The following is a 19,310-nucleotide window of genomic DNA, read 5'->3' on the forward strand; positions in this document are numbered from 1 at the left end:
AAAATCCCCAACTAAAAAGTTGAGGATTTTCTATATAATAATATTTATTTATTCTGTTGGGAAAGCAAAAGATGTTTCGGCAACAGTAGGGTTTAAAGTAATCTTTTTAATTTTCATAGTTTGTCCTCCCATATTCATTGAGAAAGGAAAATAAATTCCATCTACTTCTTGATAATCACTCATTGTAGAAACTGCTTTTTGACCTTTCATTGGTCCTGCTTTGATTTCTGTTTCAGTTACTATAGGTAAATAGTTTTCAGTGTCAAAATAGTAATATGAAACATCATCCATTTTTACTCCATTAATAGTAACAGGCTTTTTAGTGAATTTCAATTTGAAACATTCAGTCCCTTCTTTAGTTTCTTTACCTACAAATTCTGCAGCATAACCTTTAGCTTTATAATCTAATAAAGCATCTGGAAAATCGTTGTTACTTAACAAAGCATTTGCAGTTGTTTCAGCATCACTTTTTTCAGCTTTCATTGTCATGAAATTTGTACTCCAAATCGTTTTTCCATCAGATGCCATTTGAGTAATCTCTTTACCTTGCAAAGAAAGTTTAACATACATTTTACCCCCAGCTAATTGAACCATTTCAACAGGAATTTCCATACCTTGAGCATCTATACTCATATCCATTTTAATTCCCTTAAGTGGTTTCAATTTTTCTACACCACCAATTGTAGTAAAATATTTAGCGATTACTTCATCAGCACTTTGTGCAAATATAGGAGCACTTATAACTGAAAATAAGAATGCGAAAATTGATAATTTTAAAGTTTTCATAGTAATAATAGTTTTGTTTACAATTATTAGTATCCCATTTACAACAAACGTTACAGTTTTATTTACACTTTCTTACTTTTCTTGCCAATAAAACACAACGAACTGTTTTTCAATGCAATTGACTTGTACTTAAAACATAAAAAAGGTTTAAAATAGATAGTCTCTATTTTAAACCTTTATACTTCGAAAAACGAATTGTACTTTTTAATCTACTTTTTTGAATTCCTCACAATATTTATCATATCCTAATTTTAGAAGAAAGGCACCTATTGCAATCCCTCCAATTTTTCCGATAAAATATCCAACATTATAAGCGATTTGATCATTTGAAATTGAAATTAATTCAAAAGGCAAAATCTTAAAAACCCCTTTAACGATTAAAAACAAGCCTAATAACACATATAAAACAAAGTATCCTTTTTTCATGTGTTTAACTAAACCAATTATTACTCTTTCTCGTAACGTTCCATTTCCCTGTCATAAAAAGCATTGGCTGCTTCAATCAGGCCTTCCATCTCAGTGTTTAATTCAGCTTCATCAAGGTCTTCCGCTTCTTCCATAAATTCAACCTCATCATCTTTAAGATTGATAATAAATCTTGGATAATCTAAGTGTATAATGAAGATGTCTTCTTGAAAATCAGTATTGTCTCCTAGTAAAAATTTTGGTAATTCCATTTTGTAATGTTTAATCGTTATTTTGTTAATTCAGTTATTCGAATAAATTAATAATCGAATACCCTCTGTATTTTATTTATCCGAAAGTATAATTGGGGCACCACCTTTACCATTCATAAAAATAATTTTAGTGTTTGGTGAAGCCGCCAATTCTTTTTGGGCTTTTATAGTTTCATATTGCAATTGCTTATCCGTTAGTCCCGTAGAAATAATTCTTTGATAATCAGCAATACCTTGTGCTTCTACTCTTTTACGTTCTGCTTCTTGTTTTTCTTTTTGCAAAACAAATTGCATTTTTTGCGCATCTTGTTCAGCGTTTATTTTACTTTCAATTGTAGTTTTTACTGATGCCGGAAGATTTATATTCCTAATCAACAATTGTTCTAAAATCAAACCTCTTCTTTTAAAATCAGCTTCAATACTTTTAAAAATTCGATCTTGAAATTCATTTCTTTTTGTCGAATACAAAGCAACTGCATCATAATAAACAGCATTGTCACGAATACGTGTACGAGTTACTGGTCGCACAATTTTATCTGAATAACTGATTCCAATTTGTTTAAAAATCATAGGTGCATCGTTTGATGAAACACGGTAAAGTACAGTTAAGTCAATTACCACTTCCAGGCCGTCATTAGACAAAACCCTAATAGCATCATCTCCTTCTTGTGCTCCTTCACTTTGTGCGGCTGACATCGTATAATTTTGTGTTTGAACATCAAAAATAGTTACATCCAACAGTGGATTAATCACATGCAAACCACTTTCAAGAATATCTGGCTGTACATTCCCATAAAGTGATTTCACACCTACTTTCCCAGCATCAATTTGCTGAAAAGTCGAAGAAAAAACTCCTAGAACAATTAACAATGTCCCAATGATTTTAATCGTTTGAGAAAATTTAGAAAATTGATTTACGTTGTTTTTTAATGTGAAGCTCATAATCAACATGAGTATTCCCAAAATAATAAATACTATCATTTTTTTTTTATTTAGAGGTTTTCTAATCAATTAGACAACAAACTCAATTAGAAGTTACATTGTGAGAATAACTATATTTTTATGGCTTTTCTAAAGCTAACTTCCGAGTCAATCGTGCAAAGCGAATATACAAAAATATAGCTGCAGTCGTCAATCCTCCTAAAAGTCCTATCCAAATCCCCACTGCTCCCATAGAAGTATATTTTCCTAAATAAAATGAAATAGGAAATCCCACTACCCAGTAAGCAATAAAGGTAATGTACATGGGGATTTTCACATCCTGAAGTCCTCTTAAAGCGCCTAAAACAACGACTTGAATCCCATCTGAAACCTGGAATACAGCCGCAACCAAAAGTAACTTTGCAGTGATTATTATGATTTCTTGGTTATCTATCGCCTGCTTAGCATCTGACATATTTAAAAACAAATGAGGCAAGTAATTATGAAAAACAACGAATATAACACCAAAAAACACTTCCAGAATTATCGCTAACAAGAAGATCGATCTCGCAACTACAATAAGATGTTTGTAATTTTGTAACCCTTTTTGATTGCTAACTCTAATCATTGCAGTAACATTCAATCCCATTGCTACCATAAATGTAGATGATGCTAGGGTAAGCGCAATCTGATTAGCCGCCTGACTGTTTTTCCCAAGTGATCCTGAAAGCCATATAGCAGCTGTAAACAAAGTCACTTCAAATAACATTTGCATAGCAGAAGGAAAACCAAGATCAATAATTTTCTTTAGAACCGATTTTTTAATTTCCTTAAAACTAAAATCCTTAAAGTAATCTTTAAAGTAATCTTTAAAAGATTCATTGTAACGCAAAAGCAAATCCATAAAAACCACCATCATTATTCTTGAAATAACAGTTCCTAATGCGGCACCCATCACACCTAATTTTGGAAAAAACCATATTCCGTAAATCAAAACGTAATTAAAAAAAACGTGAACTACGTTTGCCAATAAAATAGCATACATAGAATATTTAGTTTTGGACAAACCGTCAGCAAATTGCTTATAGCCTTGATAAATAACAACGGGAATAAGTGAAAAAGCAACCCAGTCAATATATGGCGCCGCCAGAGCAACAACTTCCTCCGGTTGATGCATCATATACATTAACTCTTTAGACATTACAGTTAATAAAAACAATGCAATTCCTAAAACAGTACACAATAACAAACCATGGTGAAATATAGAACGTATTTTTTTATCATCTTGCTCCGCATCGGCTTCTGCAGTTAAAGGAGTAATTGCAGTAGAAAAGCCTATTCCTATTGATAATGCAATAAAAATAAAACTGTTCCCTAAAGAAACAGCAGCTAACTCAGTAGAACCAAGGTTACCAACCATAAAATTATCGACAATGCCAATAAGGGTATGCCCCAACATTCCCAATATCACAGGAAAAGCCAGTCTTAAATTATAGGAAAACTCGTTTGTATAGGCAGAAATATTCACTTCACTTTTTTTAAGTTCGCAAAGGTAAGTAGAAGCATTTGATTGTCCCTGTAATAATCAATTAATAAGCACAAATCTTTTATGCTTTTTTTATCGATTCAAGATATTATGTAACAAAATCAAATAATTCTATAACATTTCAAGAACACACTCGATATAAATTTGCAGCAGTCATCAACACAAAAAATTTGATCACGATGACTTTAAAAATAAAACCCCGATTTATGAAAACGACAACAAAAATTAAAACACTACTTGTATTAGCAATCTCAACATTCTTTGCTAATACATCATCAGCACAAGACAACACTACAGCAAAAAATTACGATCAAGGATTTCGTTTGGGTGTTGGTTTGAACGCAGGATATGCTATAAATGACCCATATAAATTGGCTTTAGGAGCTGATGCAAGATTACAATATGATTTATCAAAAAGATACTCATTAACATTAACTACAGGTTTCACAAATTTATTTGTTAGTAAAGCTGACGGAAGTGATTTAGGATTTATCCCTGCAAAAGCTGGTTTTAAAGCTTTCATCTGGAATGATCAATTTTATGTTATGGGAGAAGCTGGTGCTGCCTTTGCAGTAACTAATGACTATAATAAAACGTCATTCTTAATGGCGCCAAGTATTGGTTATGCAACAAAATACATTGATGTTTCATTGCGTTACGAGCACTATTCTGATTTCACAAAATTTAACAACAATGGAACTGTTGGAAAAGGAATTGGACAAGTTGGAGTACGTTTAGCTTATGGTTTCCAACTATAAATTAAAAAAATTGAATTAGTAGAAAAGGCTCTGATAACTCAGAGCCTTTTTGTTTTTTTATATGAATTAAAATATATTATTTTTCTCTAATTAGATCCGTAAGGGTCCTCATAAAAACAGTAAGCTGTTTTTTCTCTAAGGATGTTAAATTTAATTTATCTGTTGGCAATGTCTGATTATCCAGTTTAAAACCAAGCCCTTCTCCTCCTGCCTCATTATAAAAATCGATTACTTCCTCTAGCGTTTTAAATACCCCATTGTGCATATATGGTGCCGTTAATTCTACATTTCTTATAGTTGGAGTTTTAAATGAATATTTATGAATAGCCGCTTTAGTAATAGCATACTTTCCTAAGTCAACATCAAGTACATTGTTCTTATTAGGCACTCCTAACACTTCACTTTCTGATCGATCAAAATGTGGAGGAACGGTTCCGTTAATTAACGGAATAAAGTGGCAGCTCGCACATTTTGCCTTACCTGAGAAAAGATTAAAACCTGCTTTTTCATCAGCCGTAAAAGTAAGCTCCCCACGCATATATCGATCAAACTTAGAGTCGTAATTACTCAGTGATCGGATATAAGAACCCAAAGCATTTTTTATAGCAAAGGCATTAATCCCATTGGCAGGAAAAGCATTTTTAAAACGGGCAACATAATCTTTATTGGTTTTGATTTTTAACGCAGCTGCTTCCATATCCCCATGCATTTCTTGTTTATTAGTAATTACCGCAACCGCTTGATCTTCGAGATAGTTGACTTTAGAATCTGCAAAAAAAGCACGTTGAAAAGCTATGTTTTTAAGTGTAGGTGTATTTCTTTCTACAAATGCATTTCCGTCAAATGAAACTGCTTTTTCCATTCCGTCAGTAAATGCTTTATCAGCATGATGGCAAGAGGCACAAGAGCGACTATTATCTCCAGACAAAACGGGATCTTTAAATAATAACTTTCCTAAAGCTATTTTCTCCGGCGTTGTTTTATAGTCCGGAAAACCTGAAAAAGCCTCTGGATCAAAAACCTCCTTATCAAATAATGTTTGTGCAGTTGTACGCAATCCTCGAACTTCTTTAAAAACAGGAATCCCCAACTTCATTTGCGCTTGATACAAACTCCTACTCAATGGATTGGCAGTATTAAGAATAAAGGAAGCCCGATCGAAACTGTCAAAATCAGTATTACGCTTTAAGGATTTAATTCCGTCTTCAATGGTTTTCAAAACTAATGTTGCTGTTCTATCCTTCTTATTTTCTGCGTAAACCTTAAAGTATTTCTGAATACTTTGTAACGCCGGGATTGCTTCGGCAATAGAATTTTTAGCAATAGGAGAATCAAAACCTGTGATTCCTAACGTCATAATTCTAAAAACCTCTAAACGCATAGCGTCAAAAACATGTGCGTCGGTTAGTGTGTTTGTCGCTGCTGTTTTTTGAATGCGTTTTAAATTAGCATTAAGAATTCCTATTTGCTTTAAAAGTTCGTCTTTAGATTGTTTCTCATAAACAGGAAACAGCAATTCTTCGATTACTTGAAACCCTTCTGGAGCAATTACCTTTCCATCATTCTCTTCAAATTCAGGAATTGCGGGACCATTTACTGCCTTAGCAACCGAAGGGAAATAATACTCCGTAAGCATTTCAATACCTTTGTAGTTTTGATGAGTTTTTAAAAATTGACTCTGAAGCTTTAGCGGACTTTGATTAGTAACTATTGCAGTTTGCAACTGATCTACATCTTGAATTAAATGCTGAATATCCGCTTTAAACAGGATATTAATTTCTTGTGATTTTTCTTTTTTCTGACAAGAAAATAAAAAAATCAATAAGAATAAGGAAAAATATTTTTTCATGATAATTTGAAAAGTAATGATAATTTGAAAGCCAAAAGCCCCGATTCCAACTAAGAAACCGTAGGCTTTTTAAAATTTATTTTTTTTTAATAATTATCTGGCTAATCCTTTGATTAATACAATTTGGCTTGCTTGATTTTCATTAGGACGACCTGTCCCTCCATCAACCCCTTTGTATTTATCCCCTGTCCAAGTATGTGGCTGAACACTTAATAAAAAAGTGTCTTCAACTCCTAATTGATCTGACACGTCAATCATAGCGCCGTACTCCCAATCTCCAAAAGCAGAAATTCCTCCCACATTATATTTTGCAGCGTCAGCAGCAGTACGACGGTGATCTAATTCTACAACTACTTTCAACTGTTTAGTGACGATATTATATTGATAGATGTAAGCATCATGTGTTTCGTCTCCGTATCCATTAGCGTCTTCCTGAACATACACATAGTTTTTAGTCACACATATATTATCAGGATTCTGAAATTTCCCTGCAATACCATTACGATCATCCCCATCAAGTATCACCTGTAAAGTTCCTGAAAGTGGATTAACCGCGTCTAAATTTAATTTATAAACTCTTCCGTATTTCGTTCTTGAAGCATCCGCATTGTTACCTGTTGTATTTTGACCTGTAACATTAAAATAGATTTCCCTGTCAGCTGCTTGCCCGCCTTTACGGTAATCCAAATCCTCAACTCTACCAAATTTAATCGCTTTTAGCGTATTAACCGAAGCATTGATTTGAGCACCTGTCATTGTAGTATGATTGTCAATCTTCACAAAAGAAACGGCATAACCCTGATTAGAAACCATATCTTTTTCTCTTTGATTGCCATCGTTTCTTTTCATCATGTACAAAGATCCATTTGCCAAATCTCCCACTGTATTTGACACATACATAAAAACCTGTCCCCCATTGGTTCCTGAATCGTCATCCCCAATTACAACCACCGTTTTCCCGGCAAATGCAGTGGCTTTTAAAGGCAATGCATTTTCTGCACTCAAACGCCCTAATCCAGGTAATTCCTTGGACACATTTGCTGAGCCTATATCTCCATAAGGATTTAATCCATGGGTACGAGATTCCTGACCTGATTCCCCACAGGTTAAATAAAGCGGCCCAAAACCGTGCTCAGCAGGTGTTGCCATAGTAGCCCCGCACAATCTCCAAGTACCACCATTAGAATTCAATAAATATTCTCCTTTTACAGGTTTGAAGGTTTTGTCTAAGGTAACTCTTGAAACTGCAAAGTTGTCTTCATGGTTCACTAAAAAAGTAAAAGTACCATCAGTGTTTTTTAACAAACCCGTTCCATCAGCAGATCCTCCGAAAACAAAATTTGGGCTGGCAGCCAAAACATCATCGGACGTAATTAAAGAATAAAGCTCAAGGTTTTCAAAACCTGCTTGTTTTTTTAATAAAACTGGTGTTGAAGATTGATTTGATAAAACCACATCGGTTTTAACTGAAGTTTCATCATTGTTACATGATAGTAAAGTGACAAAAAAAAGCACTGGAATAATAATTCTTTTCATTTTTGGTTGTTGTTTTAATTCGAAGCAAAGAAACACTCCTAATTTAAATACCAAATGAATAGAACATTAACAAAACATAAAGAGTTTTCCGAGTTTCCAGATTTAAGAAACATTAAATTTACATCCTAACTTTATACTAACAATAGGATATAATAGAACTAACAATAATCAAAATAAGCTGTCGTTCTAATTTTCCTTAGCCAGTTTATCTTTATACATAGCAAAATTAATTTTTACCTTTTCGTCAAGTGTTGGCTCTTTAATATCAGTATGTTTTTGCATCTCTTCCCAGATGATTTTGGCGACAATATATCGAGCCACATCCTTATCGTCTGAAGGAATAATGTACCAAGGCGCATTTTCGGTGGCAGTATTATTTATTGCTTCTTCGTAAAATTTCATATAATCACCCCATCGGTCCCGTTCTTTTAAATCTCCCGCCGAAAATTTCCAATGATGCTCCTCATTTTCCAGTCTTCGAAGCAAGCGTTTGCGCTGCTCCTCTTTACTCATATGAAAATAAAATTTCATAATAATTGTTCCGTTCTGAGTGACGTGCTTTTCAAAATTATTGATTTGAACCATCCTATCATCCCAGAATTTAGACGAAATATCCTCTACTGATTCAATACCTGGTAAATTCTCATTCAAGATGTACTCTGGGTGCACACGCGTCACTAAAACATTCTCGTAATGTGTTCTGTTAAAAATGGCAAACTTCCCTTTTTCTGGCAAAGCCAAATAATGTCTCCATAAATAATCGTGTTCTAATTCCGTTGAACTTGGCGTTTTAAAACTATGTACAACGACCCCACGTGGATTAAATTCTTTAAAAACTTCTCGAATCAAACTGTCCTTGCCCGAAGTATCCATTCCCTGTAAACAAATCAACACGCCATATCTATTGTGTGCATACATTACATCCTGAAACTCACTCAACTTATCACGAACATTGTCTAATTTATCCTCTTTATCATCATCGCTAGCATTAATATTGAGATTAGTAGGGATTTTAGCTAATTCAATTTTGCCTACTACTTTAAAATCATCTGGGTTTATTGATTTCATAAGAAATAATTTATCTTTATAAACTCAAATATAATAAATAATTAGGATTAATCCTGATGAATTTCAGGAGCTCCTTCCGGCTATCCGCTGCAATCTTTTTAGCTGTAAAAACAGCTAAAAAGGATTTCCACTTTTATCCGGGCTAGGGCATCCATTTGCATAATTATATTTATGAAAAATTTCACACTCGAATTATTATTTAAAATTTTAGAATACATTAGTCTGAACACGATGAAAATCAATTTTGTCCAAAAAATCAGCAGTAAACAGAAATTTACAAATTGACTATAGAAAAAAACTTAAAAAATCAATAAAATGACTGACTTAAAAAACAAAAATGCGCTGATCACTGGAGCCGGAAAAGGAATTGGAAAAGCGATTGCTTTAGCTTTGGCAAAAGAAGGCGTAAACGTAATATTGCTTGCCAGAACTCAAGAGGAAATCGATAATGTAGCTGCAAAAGCGCGTTCGTTAAGAGTAAAAGCATTAGCAGTAACTGCTGATGTTGCCGATATTAATTCTGTGAATTCTGCCGTTGAGAAAGCATTAGCCGAATTTGGAACCATTGATATTTTAATAAACAATGCCGGAATTGCCGCTTTTGGGAAATTCTTAGAATTAGAACCCGCTGCTTGGGAACGCATCATTCAGGTTAATTTAATGGGAACCTATTATATGACTCGCGCCGTTTTACCTAATATGATTGAAAGACAAACAGGAGACATCATCAATATTTCATCAACTGCAGGATTAAGCGGAAACGCTTTAACAAGTGCTTATAGCGCTTCTAAATTTGCCGTTTTAGGATTGACAGAATCGTTGATGCAAGAAGTACGCAAACATAATATTCGAGTAACAGCATTAACACCAAGTACAGTTGCTACTGATATGGCCAAAGATTTAAAGCTGACCGATGGAAATCCTGATAAAGTAATGCAAGCGGAAGATATGGCCGAATTAATTATCGCCCAGTTAAAACTAAACCGACGTGTTTTTATCAAAAGCAGCAGTATCTGGTCAACAAACCCTTAAGAATAGTCGAAAGTCAAAAGTCTTAAAGTCGAACGGCCAATCTCAAATATAAAAACCATTAAGAGATTAAGAAAATTAAGCGTAAAACTTAATGAAACTTAATCTCTTAATGGTTTATAAAACTCTTATGACTTATATGTTAAACAATTTACACCAATGTAGAAGCAAATTCCATTCGCACACTTCCGTCTTCGTCAATGTGAGTCAAATTAATTTCGTGTAAAGTATTTACTAATTCTGGGTTCCAAGGTGTTTTTACTTTCACATAGTTCTCCGTAAAACCGTGAATATAACCTTCTTTATTTTCACTTTCAAACAAAACAGTTCTATTACTTCCTAGCTGGCTTTCATAAAAAGCACGACGCTTTTTAACAGATAATCCACGCATCATTTTACTTCGTTTTGAACGTACGTTAGCAGGAATAACTCCGGGCATATCAGCAGCCTCCGTATTATCACGCTCTGAATAAGTGAAAACGTGCAAATAAGAAATGTCCATATCATTTAAAAAATGATATGTCTCTAAGAAGTGCTCATCTGTTTCACCTGGAAACCCAACAATTACGTCCACACCAATACAAGCGTGAGGCATTACTTCCCGAATTTTGTTAACTCTTTCCGTGTAAACTTCACGTTGGTAACGACGTTTCATTAACTTTAAAATGTCATTGCTACCTGATTGTAACGGAATATGAAAATGAGGCACAAAAGTTCTACTTTTCGATACAAATTCAATCGTTTCGTTTTTCAATAAATTCGGTTCAATAGACGAGATTCGTAATCTTTCAATTCCTTCCACTTTATCTAATTCTTGTACCAATTCAAGAAAAGTATGCTCGTGCTTTTTATTTCCGAATTCCCCTTTTCCGTAATCTCCAATGTTTACACCGGTAAGAACAATTTCCTTGATGTTTTGTTTCGAAATCTCGTAAGCATTCTTCAATACGTTCTCCAGTTCATCACTTCGAGAAATCCCTCTTGCTAGCGGAATAGTGCAATACGTACATTTATAATCGCAACCGTCTTGCACTTTCAAGAAAGCACGAGTTCTGTCTCCTATCGAGTAACTCCCCACATAGAAATCAGCTTCAGATATCTCACAAGAATGCACTTCGCCCATATCGTTTTTGGACAAATCATTGATGTAATCATTAAGCTTGAATTTTTCGGTAGCACCAAGAACCAAATCAACACCATCAACTGCCGCTAATTCTTCTGGTTTTAATTGAGCATAACAACCCACAGCAGCTACAAATGCCTTATTATTGAGTTTCATTGCTTTTTTAACGACTTGCTTGAATTGTTTATCGGCATTTTCAGTTACTGAACACGTATTGATAACATACATATCAGCCACTTCCTCAAAATCAACACGGTCAAAACCTTCGTCTTGTAAATTTCTGGCAATCGTTGATGTTTCTGAAAAATTCAGTTTACATCCAAGGGTATAAAAGGCAACTTTTTTTCTGTTTTCCATAAGTAAGCTCAATTTAATGAAATCGTTGTCAAAAAAATTGAGTGTGCAAATTTACAAACAATATTCTGTACTTTAAAGCTGATAATTATTTATATTTGTAGTACATATAATTTATACTAATATTATGCAATCAACTCAATTACAAATAGAAAAACTAAACTTGATTGAAAAAATAATTCATATAGAAGATGAAAATCTTATTGAATATTTGAATGCTATTTTATTAGAGGATAAAAATGAATACAAACTTTCAGAAGAACAATTTAATATTATTCAAGAAAGTCGTTCAAAATATTTGTCAGGAGAGGATAAAGGAAAAACGTGGGATGAAGTAAAAAGTAGCTTGCTTAAAAAAAGAGATGAAAGAATTTAAATTAATCATTTCTAAAAAAGCTGAAAATCAAACTGAAGAAGTATTTTTTCACTATAATTTAATTTCTGACAAAATAGCCGACAATTTCTTAATTCAGCTACATAATTGTTTAAATTCAATACATAAAAACCCAACTATTTTTCAAATTTTTAAGACACATTTCCGACAAGTACCTCTTAAGAAATATCCTTACATAGTAGTATATTCAATCGAAAATAAAAATAGCATTGTTATTTTATCTGTTTTCCATACCAGTAGAAATCCAAATAAAAAATTCAGATAGTTGTTTAAAGAAATCAAGAACTAAACGTCCTTAATTTCTTAATGGTTAATTTCAAATATAAAAGTGGGATCTAATTCAATATAAATCGTCTTACCACCTCTGCCACTCCATGATTGTTGTTTGACGCTACAATCACATTAGCACGGTCTCTTAATTCCGGAGTCACATTATCAACCCAGACACCTAAACCAGCGTATTCTACCATCGTCAGGTCATTTCCTGCATTACCCACAGCTATGATTTCGCTTTGTTTAATACCCAGTTTCTCTGCTAATATTTTAATACTTGCAGCTTTGTCAATTCCGTTTTGAGCTACTTCCAGGAAAAAAGGTTTTGACATACTTACACTAAGATGAGGCATAGCCGCTTTCAGGTCTTTTTCCACTTCTTTAAGATAGCCGGGTTCTTCCAGCAAAATACATTTCACCGCAGCTGAATTTACTTCCGCTTTGAAATCAGCCACTTTGTTGTGTTTTAATCCCGTGATATTAAGTTCGACATCTATATATTCTGAATCGCTTTCACTAAGTACTTCGCCGTTAAGATAAGTGATGATATGAGTTTTACTTTTCAAACTATAATCATACAGCTCATGAATTTGCTCTTTGGTTAAAGTTTGTTCGAATAAAGTTGTACCGTCTTTCAAATCAGTAATTACGGCTCCGTTATACGAAATCATATAAGAGTCTAAATTAAGTTCTTTAGCGAAAGAAGTCATCGCGGCAGTAGGTCTACCTGAGGCTAGAATAACCTGCACCCCTTTTTCTCTTGCCTGAAAAATCATTGCTGCATTCTCATCAGAAATTTTATGGTCATCAGTCAACAAGGTATCATCCATGTCTAAAACCAACATTTTATATTTCATATCTTATTGTAATTCAATTAAAAAAAGAAAACCTTGAACACTAAAATGCATCAAGGTTTATCTTTCTATTTTTTATGCGAGTTTAAATACTCATTCTAAATTCTTCAATAACCGGATTGGCTTTTGAAAAATCAGTTTCTTGAATAAATAACTCAACGGCTGATCCTGAACTTCCAAAACCCGCTAACCTAGCTGACTGGATATTATCTTTCATAACCGTATCAACACCTATAGCTTCCATTTTTTCTTTTAAAGCAATAGCTAAAATTTCGCTTCCAGAAAACACTTTCATCAATCCCATCTTGTCTTATTTTATATTAATTTTCTTCTTCATTTTCTTCATCTTCGTCCTCTTCTTCATCACCTTCCTCAAATTCAAAAATAAGAGGCTCTAACAACATTTTATCGGCTAGAATTTCAATTCTATCCGTAAGATGGTCTGCAAATATTATGCGTTGCGTTTTTGTAATGCTGTTAGACATACGCATAATCTTAGTTTCGTAACGCAGTTTCAAAATAGGATCTGAGTCATCAAGGACAAACATTTTTAATCTGTTTATATTGAAACCAGCTGTGGTAAACATATCACTCAGTTTCTTCGGTGTACCAATCAATACATCGATTCCAGTAGAAATATAATTTTTATCGTATTCCATATCCCCTTTATCGTGCACACCGTAGACACGTAAATCAGTATACTTACCTAATTTTTCAAACATTTCTTCCATTGCCAAAACTTTGGCTTTGTCTTCCACGATAATCAAGGCACGCGGAGACTCTTCTCCTTCACATACTAATTGTTGGATTACATTAAGTACAATAGTCGTAGATTTTCCGGTTCCGCTTTCAGATAGAATAATACAATCCGAACCACTTTTTATGGTAGAGAATGTGTCTTGTTGCATTTCATTGGCTTCGGTTAAACCGTTTTCAATTAACGCTTGTTTTAAATTTTCGTTTAATTTTTTTAATTTCATTTCTTATGATTGAAAGATTAAAAAATTGAAATAAAATAAGATTAGAAAATGTACTGCCAATCTTTAAATCATTAATTTTTTAAATCATTATATTATTTTTATTTACTCGCGAACAACTTCACATCATTCTCAGAGATTTCATTTCCTCCAAGGATTATTAAACGTTCCACTACATTTCTCAATTCCCTGATATTACCTGTCCAGTCATATTCTTGTAACAGTTTAATAGCATCCTTTGAAAATTTCTTCACTGCATTTCCTTGCTCAGAAGCAATTTTATCTGCAAAATGCGAAATTAAAGCTGGAATATCTTCGCGTCTCTCATTCAATGAAGGCACCTTGATTAATATTACAGCTAATCTGTGGTATAAATCTTCACGGAAACGACCTTCGGCAATTTCTAATTTCAAATCTTTATTAGTCGCTGCAATTACGCGAACATCGACTTTAATGTCTTTGTCAGCACCCACTCTTGTTATTACACTTTCTTGCAATGCACGCAATACTTTGGCTTGGGCAGAAAGACTCATATCTCCAATTTCATCCAGAAAAATAGTTCCTTTATCGGCAGCTTCAAATTTACCCGCTCGATCTTTAATTGCAGATGTAAAAGCACCTTTCACGTGACCAAACAACTCACTTTCTATCAATTCAGAAGGAATAGCAGCGCAATTCACTTCTATTAAAGAAAAACTGGCACGTTCGCTTTTTTCGTGTAATTGATGGGCAACTAATTCTTTTCCGGTTCCGTTAGGCCCTGTGATTAGAACTCTTGCTTCAGTTGGAGCCACTTTATCAATCATTAATTTAATATGATTAATAGCCTCGCTATCCCCTATCATCTCATAGTTCTTACTGACTTTTTTCTTTAATATTTTATTCTCAACTACAAGTTGTTTCTTGTCCAAGGCGTTTCTAACCGTATTCAACAATCGGTTTAAATCCGGTGGTTTAGAAATATAATCAAAAGCCCCAAGACGCATTGTATTGATAGCCGTTTCCATATCGCCATGACCAGAAATCATAACCATTGGAATTTCGGGTTTTATTTTTTTTACTGCTTCAAGCAATTCCACTCCGTCCATTTTTGGCATTTTGATATCGCACAAAACCAGATCGTAGTCGTTGTTTTTTATTTTTTCGAATCCAGCAATCCCATCTTCTGCATCTTCCACCTGATAGGTATCACTTTCCTCTGAAAGTATTTTTGTTAATACTCTTCGAATAGCCGCTTCGTCTTCTATGATTAATATTTTACTCATTTGTTATCTTGATTATTCGTTATTTCGTTTCGCCGTTATTGGCAATGTTTATTGATCAGCCCAATAATGGCTCTTAGCCCTGATGGAGCCGATATCCTCGCAACGTAGTGGAGAGATAAAGGCGAGAGCAGGAAGATTCTCTATTGACAATAACCAAGCCATTCGCTCCTATTCCTTTTATTAATAAAAACGATCAAGAGTTAAAGCATTCCTATTCTTTAATATTTCAACCACTTATACAATTCTTTCCAAGTGGGCTTCTTTCCATACATTAATATCCCTACTCGGTAGATTTTGGCTGCAAACCAAACCACTAAAAAGAAAGTGGCGAACAACAAAGATACGGAAATGGCGATTTGCCACCACGGCACTCCAAAAGGAATTCGCATTAACATTACTATAGGCGAAGTCAATGGTATCATTGAAAACAAAACTGCAATAGTCCCGTGAGGGTCATTTATCACACTAAAAAAACCAACATAAACACTCAGCATTAATGGCATAATGATAGGCAATAGAAATTGCTGTGAGTCGGTTTGATTATCTACCGCAGCACCAATTGCGGCATAGAATGAACTGTATAAAAAATAACCACCTATGAAATAAATCACAAATCCTATCAACATACTTGCTATAGGCAGATTCCAAATTTCTTTGATGTACATCTGGGCAGTTCCAGTTAATTCCTGCTGTGCTTGTTGCATTACTTCGGGCGGAATTTTTGCTGTAGGCCCTACGTTTACTCCAAAAAACATCGAGGCGGCAAACATTAACGAAAGTCCTATAACAGCCCATATCATAAACTGAAGAATTCCTGCTAATGAGGTTCCGATGATTTTTCCAATCATCAATTGGAACGGCTTTACCGATGAAATAATGATTTCTATAATTCGGTTTGTTTTTTCTTCAATGACGCTTCGCATAACCATATTACCATAAATGATGATAAACATCATAATCAGGTATCCAAATCCACCTCCAATAGCGATTTTGATTTCGTTTAGCCCTTTTAAACTCTCTTCCCCAGTAGCTTTTGTCAAACTGATATTGACTTTAGACTGAGCGTTTTGAATCGCCAGGGTATCAAGATGTGCTTTTTCTAAATTGGTTTTGGTAATCTTTTTGGCAATAATATCCTGAACATTCTCTATAAATACAATGCTAGGACTGCTGTTTGAAATGAATTGAATTTTCTTTTCTAATTCTTTAACATCGTTTACTTTTGGGATAATCAGTAAGCCTTCATAACTTTCATTGGTAATACTATCTTTTAAAAAACTAGTGTCGATTAAAGATAAATCCACGTATTTGTATTCGCCTTTATCCGAATTTCTTATCGTGAATTCTTTGACAAACAACCCCGATTCATCGTGGATAGCGATGCGTTTAGTATCGGCTTTCATAGAACTCAAATAGCCTACAAATGCTGCAATCCCCACAAAAAGTAGCGGACTAAGGAAAGTCATTACGATAAAAGACTTATTGCGGACCTTGGCAATGAATTCTCGTTTTATGATTAATGATATAATGCTCATATTTCGCAAATTACAAATTATAAAACCACAAATACCTTTATTATGGTATTTTGAAATTTCTTAATGATTATTATTTTTCTGTTACTGTTTGGATAAAAATATCGTTTACACTTGGTATTTTTTCGACAAAATGAGTGACTTGCCCTCTTTGTGTCAAGATATGCAGTAATTCATTTGGCAATCCATTTCCAAGATGAATTTCAAGTTTCAATTCGTTGTTCAGGGATTTGAAATTAGCCGGACTAACGGTGAATTTTTGAGTAATAGCATACATCAACCCTTCCACGTTATCAGTTAAAATACCAACTTCAAAACTATTGGTTTTGAATTGTCTTTTAACATCGAGCAATTTTCCTTCAATCAGTTTATTTGATTTGTGAATCAATGCAATATCATCACACAATTCTTCAACACTCTCCATTCTATGCGTAGAAAAAATAATGGTAGCTCCTTCGTCTCTTAATGCCAATATTTCATCTTTGATAACATTAGCATTTACAGGGTCAAAACCAGAGAAAGGTTCGTCAAAAATAAGTAGTTTGGGTTTGTGCAAAACACAAACAACAAACTGGATTTTTTGAGCCATTCCTTTTGAAAGTTCCTGAATTTTCTTGTTCCACCAACCTTGAATTCCCAAACGGTCAAACCAATATTCTAATTGTTTCTTCGCTTCAGCCTTTGAAAGTCCTTTCATTTGTGCTAGATACAAACATTGCTCTCCCACTTTCATACTGTTATACAACCCTCTTTCTTCAGGTAAATAACCTATGTATTGAACGTGTTTTTGCTGTAGCTTTTCACCATCAAAGATGATTTCGCCACTATCCGGTAAAGTGATTTGATTGATGATACGGATCAGGGATGTTTTCCCAGCTCCATTAGGGCCTAATAACCCATAAATACTACCTTTAGGAACAGATAATGAAACTTCGTTTAGCGCTACGTAATCCCCGTATTGCTTCACTACTTTATTGACTTCAAGTATGGTACTCATGCTGATTTTTTAATTTATTTCAACAGTTTTGCCTTATGGCATTGTGCGTGTAAAAGTAAATAATTAGTATCGAAATACTATGTATTGTTACATAAAAAACCCACCCTTGTTTTCACAAGGATGGGAAATATATTTTTATTGAAGTGCGAATACCCAACAATAAATTATTTTATCTTTTTAAGAGAACATGTCTTTTACTTTCTCAAAAAATGATTTATCTGATTTTTCAGGATTTGGAACAAAATTTTCATCTTCGATATTTTTTTCAAAAAATTGTTTTTGTTCTTTGTTTAATGTTTTGGGAGTCCACACATTCACATGTACTAAAAGATCACCGCTTCCATAACCATTAATACTAGGAATTCCTTTTCCTTTTAATCTTAGAATTTTTCCTGATTGAATTCCATCCTCCAGTTTGATTCTTACTTTACCGTTGATAGCTTCAATATCTTTTGAAATTCCTAAAACAGCTTCAGCAAAACTGATGTATAAATCATAATGTAAATTCTCACCTTCACGTTTCAGCAACTCATGTTCAAGCTCTTCTATCGCAACGATTAAATCTCCTGGCACACTGTTTCCTGGAGCATCGTTTCCTTTACCGGAAACTTTTAGTTGCATTCCGTCAACAACACCCGCAGGTATTTTTATAGAAACCGTTTCATCTTCAAGAACCATTCCTTGAGAATCAGCTTCAGCAGGCTTTTTATCTAAGATTTGACCAGAACCTCCACATGCAGGACAAGTGGTGGCTGATTGCATTCTACCAAGAATTGTATTGGTAACACGCATCACCTGACCTTGACCATTACAGGTAGAACAAGTTTTATAACTTACGCCAGCTGCTTGAACTTTACGTTTTACTTTTACTTTTTTCTCAACACCGTTAGCAATTTCTTCCAGTGTCAATTTTACTTTTATGCGCAGGTTACTTCCTTTAGAACGACGAACACCTCCGCCTCCGCCGCCTCCGAAACCACCAAAACCTCCACCAAAAATATCTCCAAACTGACTAAAGATATCATCCATGTTCATTCCGCCATGACCTCCACCGCCAAAACCTCCTGAACCATCAAAAGCTTGATGACCATATTGATCGTACTTTGCTTTTTTATTAGGATCACTTAATATCTCATAAGCTTCAGCAGCCAACTTGAATTTTTCTTCTGCCGATTTGTCTCCTGGATTTTTGTCAGGATGGTGCTCAATAGCTTTTTTTCTATAAGCTTTCTTTATGGCAGCTGCATCAGCGCCTTTAGAAATCCCTAATATCTCGTAAAAATCTTTTTTCATAATTGTATCAATTCCAAAAAACAAAACCCATAAACAGTACTTTTCTAAATCAAAACTTTCAATTTAAAAACCATTCAA

20 protein-coding genes are annotated in these 19,310 nt (G+C 34.1%); 4 read left to right on the forward strand and 16 right to left on the reverse strand.

Annotated features, from left to right (window positions below; translation table 11 throughout):
- Window positions 1-48: 48 nt before the first annotated feature.
- The 5 genes from FLAK523_RS15060 to FLAK523_RS15080 form a co-directional block, all read right to left on the reverse strand.
- On the reverse strand, window positions 49-786 hold the full coding sequence (locus tag FLAK523_RS15060) for an outer membrane lipoprotein-sorting protein (protein ID WP_248904988.1): 738 nt from the start codon (window positions 784-786) through the stop codon (window positions 49-51).
- Window positions 787-990: 204 nt separating this feature from the next.
- Window positions 991-1,212: a hypothetical protein gene (locus FLAK523_RS15065; protein ID WP_248904990.1), complete on the reverse strand. Its 222-nt coding sequence runs from the start codon at window positions 1,210-1,212 to the stop codon at window positions 991-993.
- Window positions 1,213-1,232: 20 nt separating this feature from the next.
- Complete coding sequence (locus tag FLAK523_RS15070; RefSeq protein ID WP_248904992.1) at window positions 1,233-1,463, reverse strand: hypothetical protein; 231 nt, start codon at window positions 1,461-1,463, stop codon at window positions 1,233-1,235.
- 72 nt (window positions 1,464-1,535) lie between these two features.
- Complete coding sequence (locus FLAK523_RS15075; RefSeq protein ID WP_248904994.1) at window positions 1,536-2,444, reverse strand: prohibitin family protein; 909 nt, start codon at window positions 2,442-2,444, stop codon at window positions 1,536-1,538.
- Window positions 2,445-2,523: 79 nt separating this feature from the next.
- Window positions 2,524-3,912, reverse strand: a complete 1,389-nt coding sequence (locus FLAK523_RS15080; protein ID WP_248904995.1) for an MATE family efflux transporter — start codon at window positions 3,910-3,912, stop codon at window positions 2,524-2,526.
- Window positions 3,913-4,136: 224 nt separating this feature from the next.
- On the opposite strand from FLAK523_RS15080, the gene FLAK523_RS15085 reads away from it, so the two are divergent.
- Complete coding sequence (locus FLAK523_RS15085) at window positions 4,137-4,688, forward strand: hypothetical protein (RefSeq protein ID WP_248904997.1); 552 nt, start codon at window positions 4,137-4,139, stop codon at window positions 4,686-4,688.
- A 76-nt stretch (window positions 4,689-4,764) separates the two neighbouring features.
- Here the strand turns inward: FLAK523_RS15085 and FLAK523_RS15090 are convergent, their stop codons facing one another.
- From FLAK523_RS15090 to FLAK523_RS15100, 3 genes are all read right to left on the reverse strand, one after another.
- Entirely contained in the window at window positions 4,765-6,537 is a 1,773-nt protein-coding gene (locus FLAK523_RS15090; protein ID WP_248904999.1) for a cytochrome-c peroxidase, read from the reverse strand.
- A 93-nt stretch (window positions 6,538-6,630) separates the two neighbouring features.
- Window positions 6,631-8,073: a hypothetical protein gene (locus tag FLAK523_RS15095; RefSeq protein ID WP_248905001.1), complete on the reverse strand. Its 1,443-nt coding sequence runs from the start codon at window positions 8,071-8,073 to the stop codon at window positions 6,631-6,633.
- 186 nt (window positions 8,074-8,259) lie between these two features.
- Window positions 8,260-9,141 (reverse strand): PPK2 family polyphosphate kinase, encoded by an 882-nt coding sequence (locus tag FLAK523_RS15100; RefSeq protein WP_248905002.1) that lies wholly within the window; start codon window positions 9,139-9,141, stop codon window positions 8,260-8,262.
- A gap of 315 nt (window positions 9,142-9,456) precedes the next feature.
- Here FLAK523_RS15100 and FLAK523_RS15105 point away from each other — a divergent pair, with 315 nt between their 5' ends.
- Complete coding sequence (locus FLAK523_RS15105; RefSeq protein WP_248905004.1) at window positions 9,457-10,173, forward strand: 3-ketoacyl-ACP reductase; 717 nt, start codon at window positions 9,457-9,459, stop codon at window positions 10,171-10,173.
- Between the two features lie 148 nt (window positions 10,174-10,321).
- On the opposite strand, the gene mtaB is transcribed toward FLAK523_RS15105, so the two are convergent.
- A complete protein-coding gene (gene mtaB / locus FLAK523_RS15110; RefSeq protein ID WP_248905013.1) occupies window positions 10,322-11,650 on the reverse strand; it encodes a tRNA (N(6)-L-threonylcarbamoyladenosine(37)-C(2))-methylthiotransferase MtaB in 1,329 nt (442 codons plus the stop codon).
- A 124-nt stretch (window positions 11,651-11,774) separates the two neighbouring features.
- On the opposite strand from mtaB, the gene FLAK523_RS15115 reads away from it, so the two are divergent.
- Complete coding sequence (locus FLAK523_RS15115) at window positions 11,775-12,023, forward strand: hypothetical protein (protein WP_248905014.1); 249 nt, start codon at window positions 11,775-11,777, stop codon at window positions 12,021-12,023.
- Window positions 12,010-12,306, forward strand: coding sequence for a type II toxin-antitoxin system RelE/ParE family toxin (locus tag FLAK523_RS15120; protein ID WP_248905016.1), 297 nt, complete (start codon window positions 12,010-12,012; stop codon window positions 12,304-12,306). Before FLAK523_RS15115 ends, FLAK523_RS15120 begins: the two co-directional genes overlap by 14 nt.
- Before the next feature lie 70 nt (window positions 12,307-12,376).
- On the opposite strand, the gene FLAK523_RS15125 is transcribed toward FLAK523_RS15120, so the two are convergent.
- The 7 genes from FLAK523_RS15125 to dnaJ all read right to left on the reverse strand — a co-directional run bounded on the left by FLAK523_RS15125 (window position 12,377) and on the right by dnaJ (window position 19,232).
- Entirely contained in the window at window positions 12,377-13,171 is a 795-nt protein-coding gene (locus tag FLAK523_RS15125) for a Cof-type HAD-IIB family hydrolase (RefSeq protein WP_248905018.1), read from the reverse strand.
- An 82-nt stretch (window positions 13,172-13,253) separates the two neighbouring features.
- Window positions 13,254-13,472, reverse strand: coding sequence for a DUF2007 domain-containing protein (locus tag FLAK523_RS15130; RefSeq protein ID WP_248905020.1), 219 nt, complete (start codon window positions 13,470-13,472; stop codon window positions 13,254-13,256).
- A 16-nt stretch (window positions 13,473-13,488) separates the two neighbouring features.
- Window positions 13,489-14,148, reverse strand: coding sequence for a DEAD/DEAH box helicase (locus FLAK523_RS15135; RefSeq protein ID WP_248905022.1), 660 nt, complete (start codon window positions 14,146-14,148; stop codon window positions 13,489-13,491).
- 98 nt (window positions 14,149-14,246) lie between these two features.
- Window positions 14,247-15,410, reverse strand: a complete 1,164-nt coding sequence (locus tag FLAK523_RS15140; RefSeq protein WP_248905024.1) for a sigma-54 dependent transcriptional regulator — start codon at window positions 15,408-15,410, stop codon at window positions 14,247-14,249.
- A gap of 218 nt (window positions 15,411-15,628) precedes the next feature.
- Window positions 15,629-16,945, reverse strand: a complete 1,317-nt coding sequence (locus tag FLAK523_RS15145) for an ABC transporter permease (protein WP_248905026.1) — start codon at window positions 16,943-16,945, stop codon at window positions 15,629-15,631.
- Between the two features lie 70 nt (window positions 16,946-17,015).
- Entirely contained in the window at window positions 17,016-17,939 is a 924-nt protein-coding gene (locus FLAK523_RS15150) for an ABC transporter ATP-binding protein (RefSeq protein ID WP_248905033.1), read from the reverse strand.
- Between the two features lie 177 nt (window positions 17,940-18,116).
- Window positions 18,117-19,232 carry a molecular chaperone DnaJ gene (gene dnaJ, locus FLAK523_RS15155; protein ID WP_248905035.1) on the reverse strand — a complete coding sequence of 372 codons (1,116 nt, stop codon included), beginning with the start codon at window positions 19,230-19,232 and terminating at the stop codon, window positions 18,117-18,119.
- Between the last annotated feature and the right edge of the window lie 78 nt (window positions 19,233-19,310).

The organism is Flavobacterium sp. K5-23, from assembly GCF_023278045.1.
GTDB lineage: Bacteria > Bacteroidota > Bacteroidia > Flavobacteriales > Flavobacteriaceae > Flavobacterium.

Excerpts from the sequence above, each read along its gene's own strand:
- FLAK523_RS15105 (WP_248905004.1), top strand. The coding sequence starts at position 9,457 with ATGACTGACTTAAAAAACAAAAATGCGCTGATCACTGGAGCCGGAAAA.
- FLAK523_RS15120 (WP_248905016.1), top strand. The coding sequence starts at position 12,010 with ATGAAAGAATTTAAATTAATCATTTCTAAAAAAGCTGAAAATCAAACT.
- FLAK523_RS15090 (WP_248904999.1), bottom strand. The coding sequence starts at position 6,537 with ATGAAAAAATATTTTTCCTTATTCTTATTGATTTTTTTATTTTCTTGT.
- FLAK523_RS15125 (WP_248905018.1), bottom strand. The coding sequence starts at position 13,171 with ATGAAATATAAAATGTTGGTTTTAGACATGGATGATACCTTGTTGACT.
- FLAK523_RS15095 (WP_248905001.1), bottom strand. The coding sequence starts at position 8,073 with ATGAAAAGAATTATTATTCCAGTGCTTTTTTTTGTCACTTTACTATCA.
- FLAK523_RS15070 (WP_248904992.1), bottom strand. The coding sequence starts at position 1,463 with ATGGAATTACCAAAATTTTTACTAGGAGACAATACTGATTTTCAAGAA.
- dnaJ (WP_248905035.1), bottom strand. The coding sequence starts at position 19,232 with ATGAAAAAAGATTTTTACGAGATATTAGGGATTTCTAAAGGCGCTGAT.
- FLAK523_RS15085 (WP_248904997.1), top strand. The coding sequence starts at position 4,137 with ATGAAAACGACAACAAAAATTAAAACACTACTTGTATTAGCAATCTCA.
- mtaB (WP_248905013.1), bottom strand. The coding sequence starts at position 11,650 with ATGGAAAACAGAAAAAAAGTTGCCTTTTATACCCTTGGATGTAAACTG.
- FLAK523_RS15075 (WP_248904994.1), bottom strand. The coding sequence starts at position 2,444 with ATGATAGTATTTATTATTTTGGGAATACTCATGTTGATTATGAGCTTC.
- FLAK523_RS15135 (WP_248905022.1), bottom strand. The coding sequence starts at position 14,148 with ATGAAATTAAAAAAATTAAACGAAAATTTAAAACAAGCGTTAATTGAA.
- FLAK523_RS15060 (WP_248904988.1), bottom strand. The coding sequence starts at position 786 with ATGAAAACTTTAAAATTATCAATTTTCGCATTCTTATTTTCAGTTATA.
- FLAK523_RS15065 (WP_248904990.1), bottom strand. The coding sequence starts at position 1,212 with ATGAAAAAAGGATACTTTGTTTTATATGTGTTATTAGGCTTGTTTTTA.
- FLAK523_RS15145 (WP_248905026.1), bottom strand. The coding sequence starts at position 16,945 with ATGAGCATTATATCATTAATCATAAAACGAGAATTCATTGCCAAGGTC.
- FLAK523_RS15140 (WP_248905024.1), bottom strand. The coding sequence starts at position 15,410 with ATGAGTAAAATATTAATCATAGAAGACGAAGCGGCTATTCGAAGAGTA.
- FLAK523_RS15115 (WP_248905014.1), top strand. The coding sequence starts at position 11,775 with ATGCAATCAACTCAATTACAAATAGAAAAACTAAACTTGATTGAAAAA.
- FLAK523_RS15100 (WP_248905002.1), bottom strand. The coding sequence starts at position 9,141 with ATGAAATCAATAAACCCAGATGATTTTAAAGTAGTAGGCAAAATTGAA.
- FLAK523_RS15150 (WP_248905033.1), bottom strand. The coding sequence starts at position 17,939 with ATGAGTACCATACTTGAAGTCAATAAAGTAGTGAAGCAATACGGGGAT.
- FLAK523_RS15130 (WP_248905020.1), bottom strand. The coding sequence starts at position 13,472 with ATGGGATTGATGAAAGTGTTTTCTGGAAGCGAAATTTTAGCTATTGCT.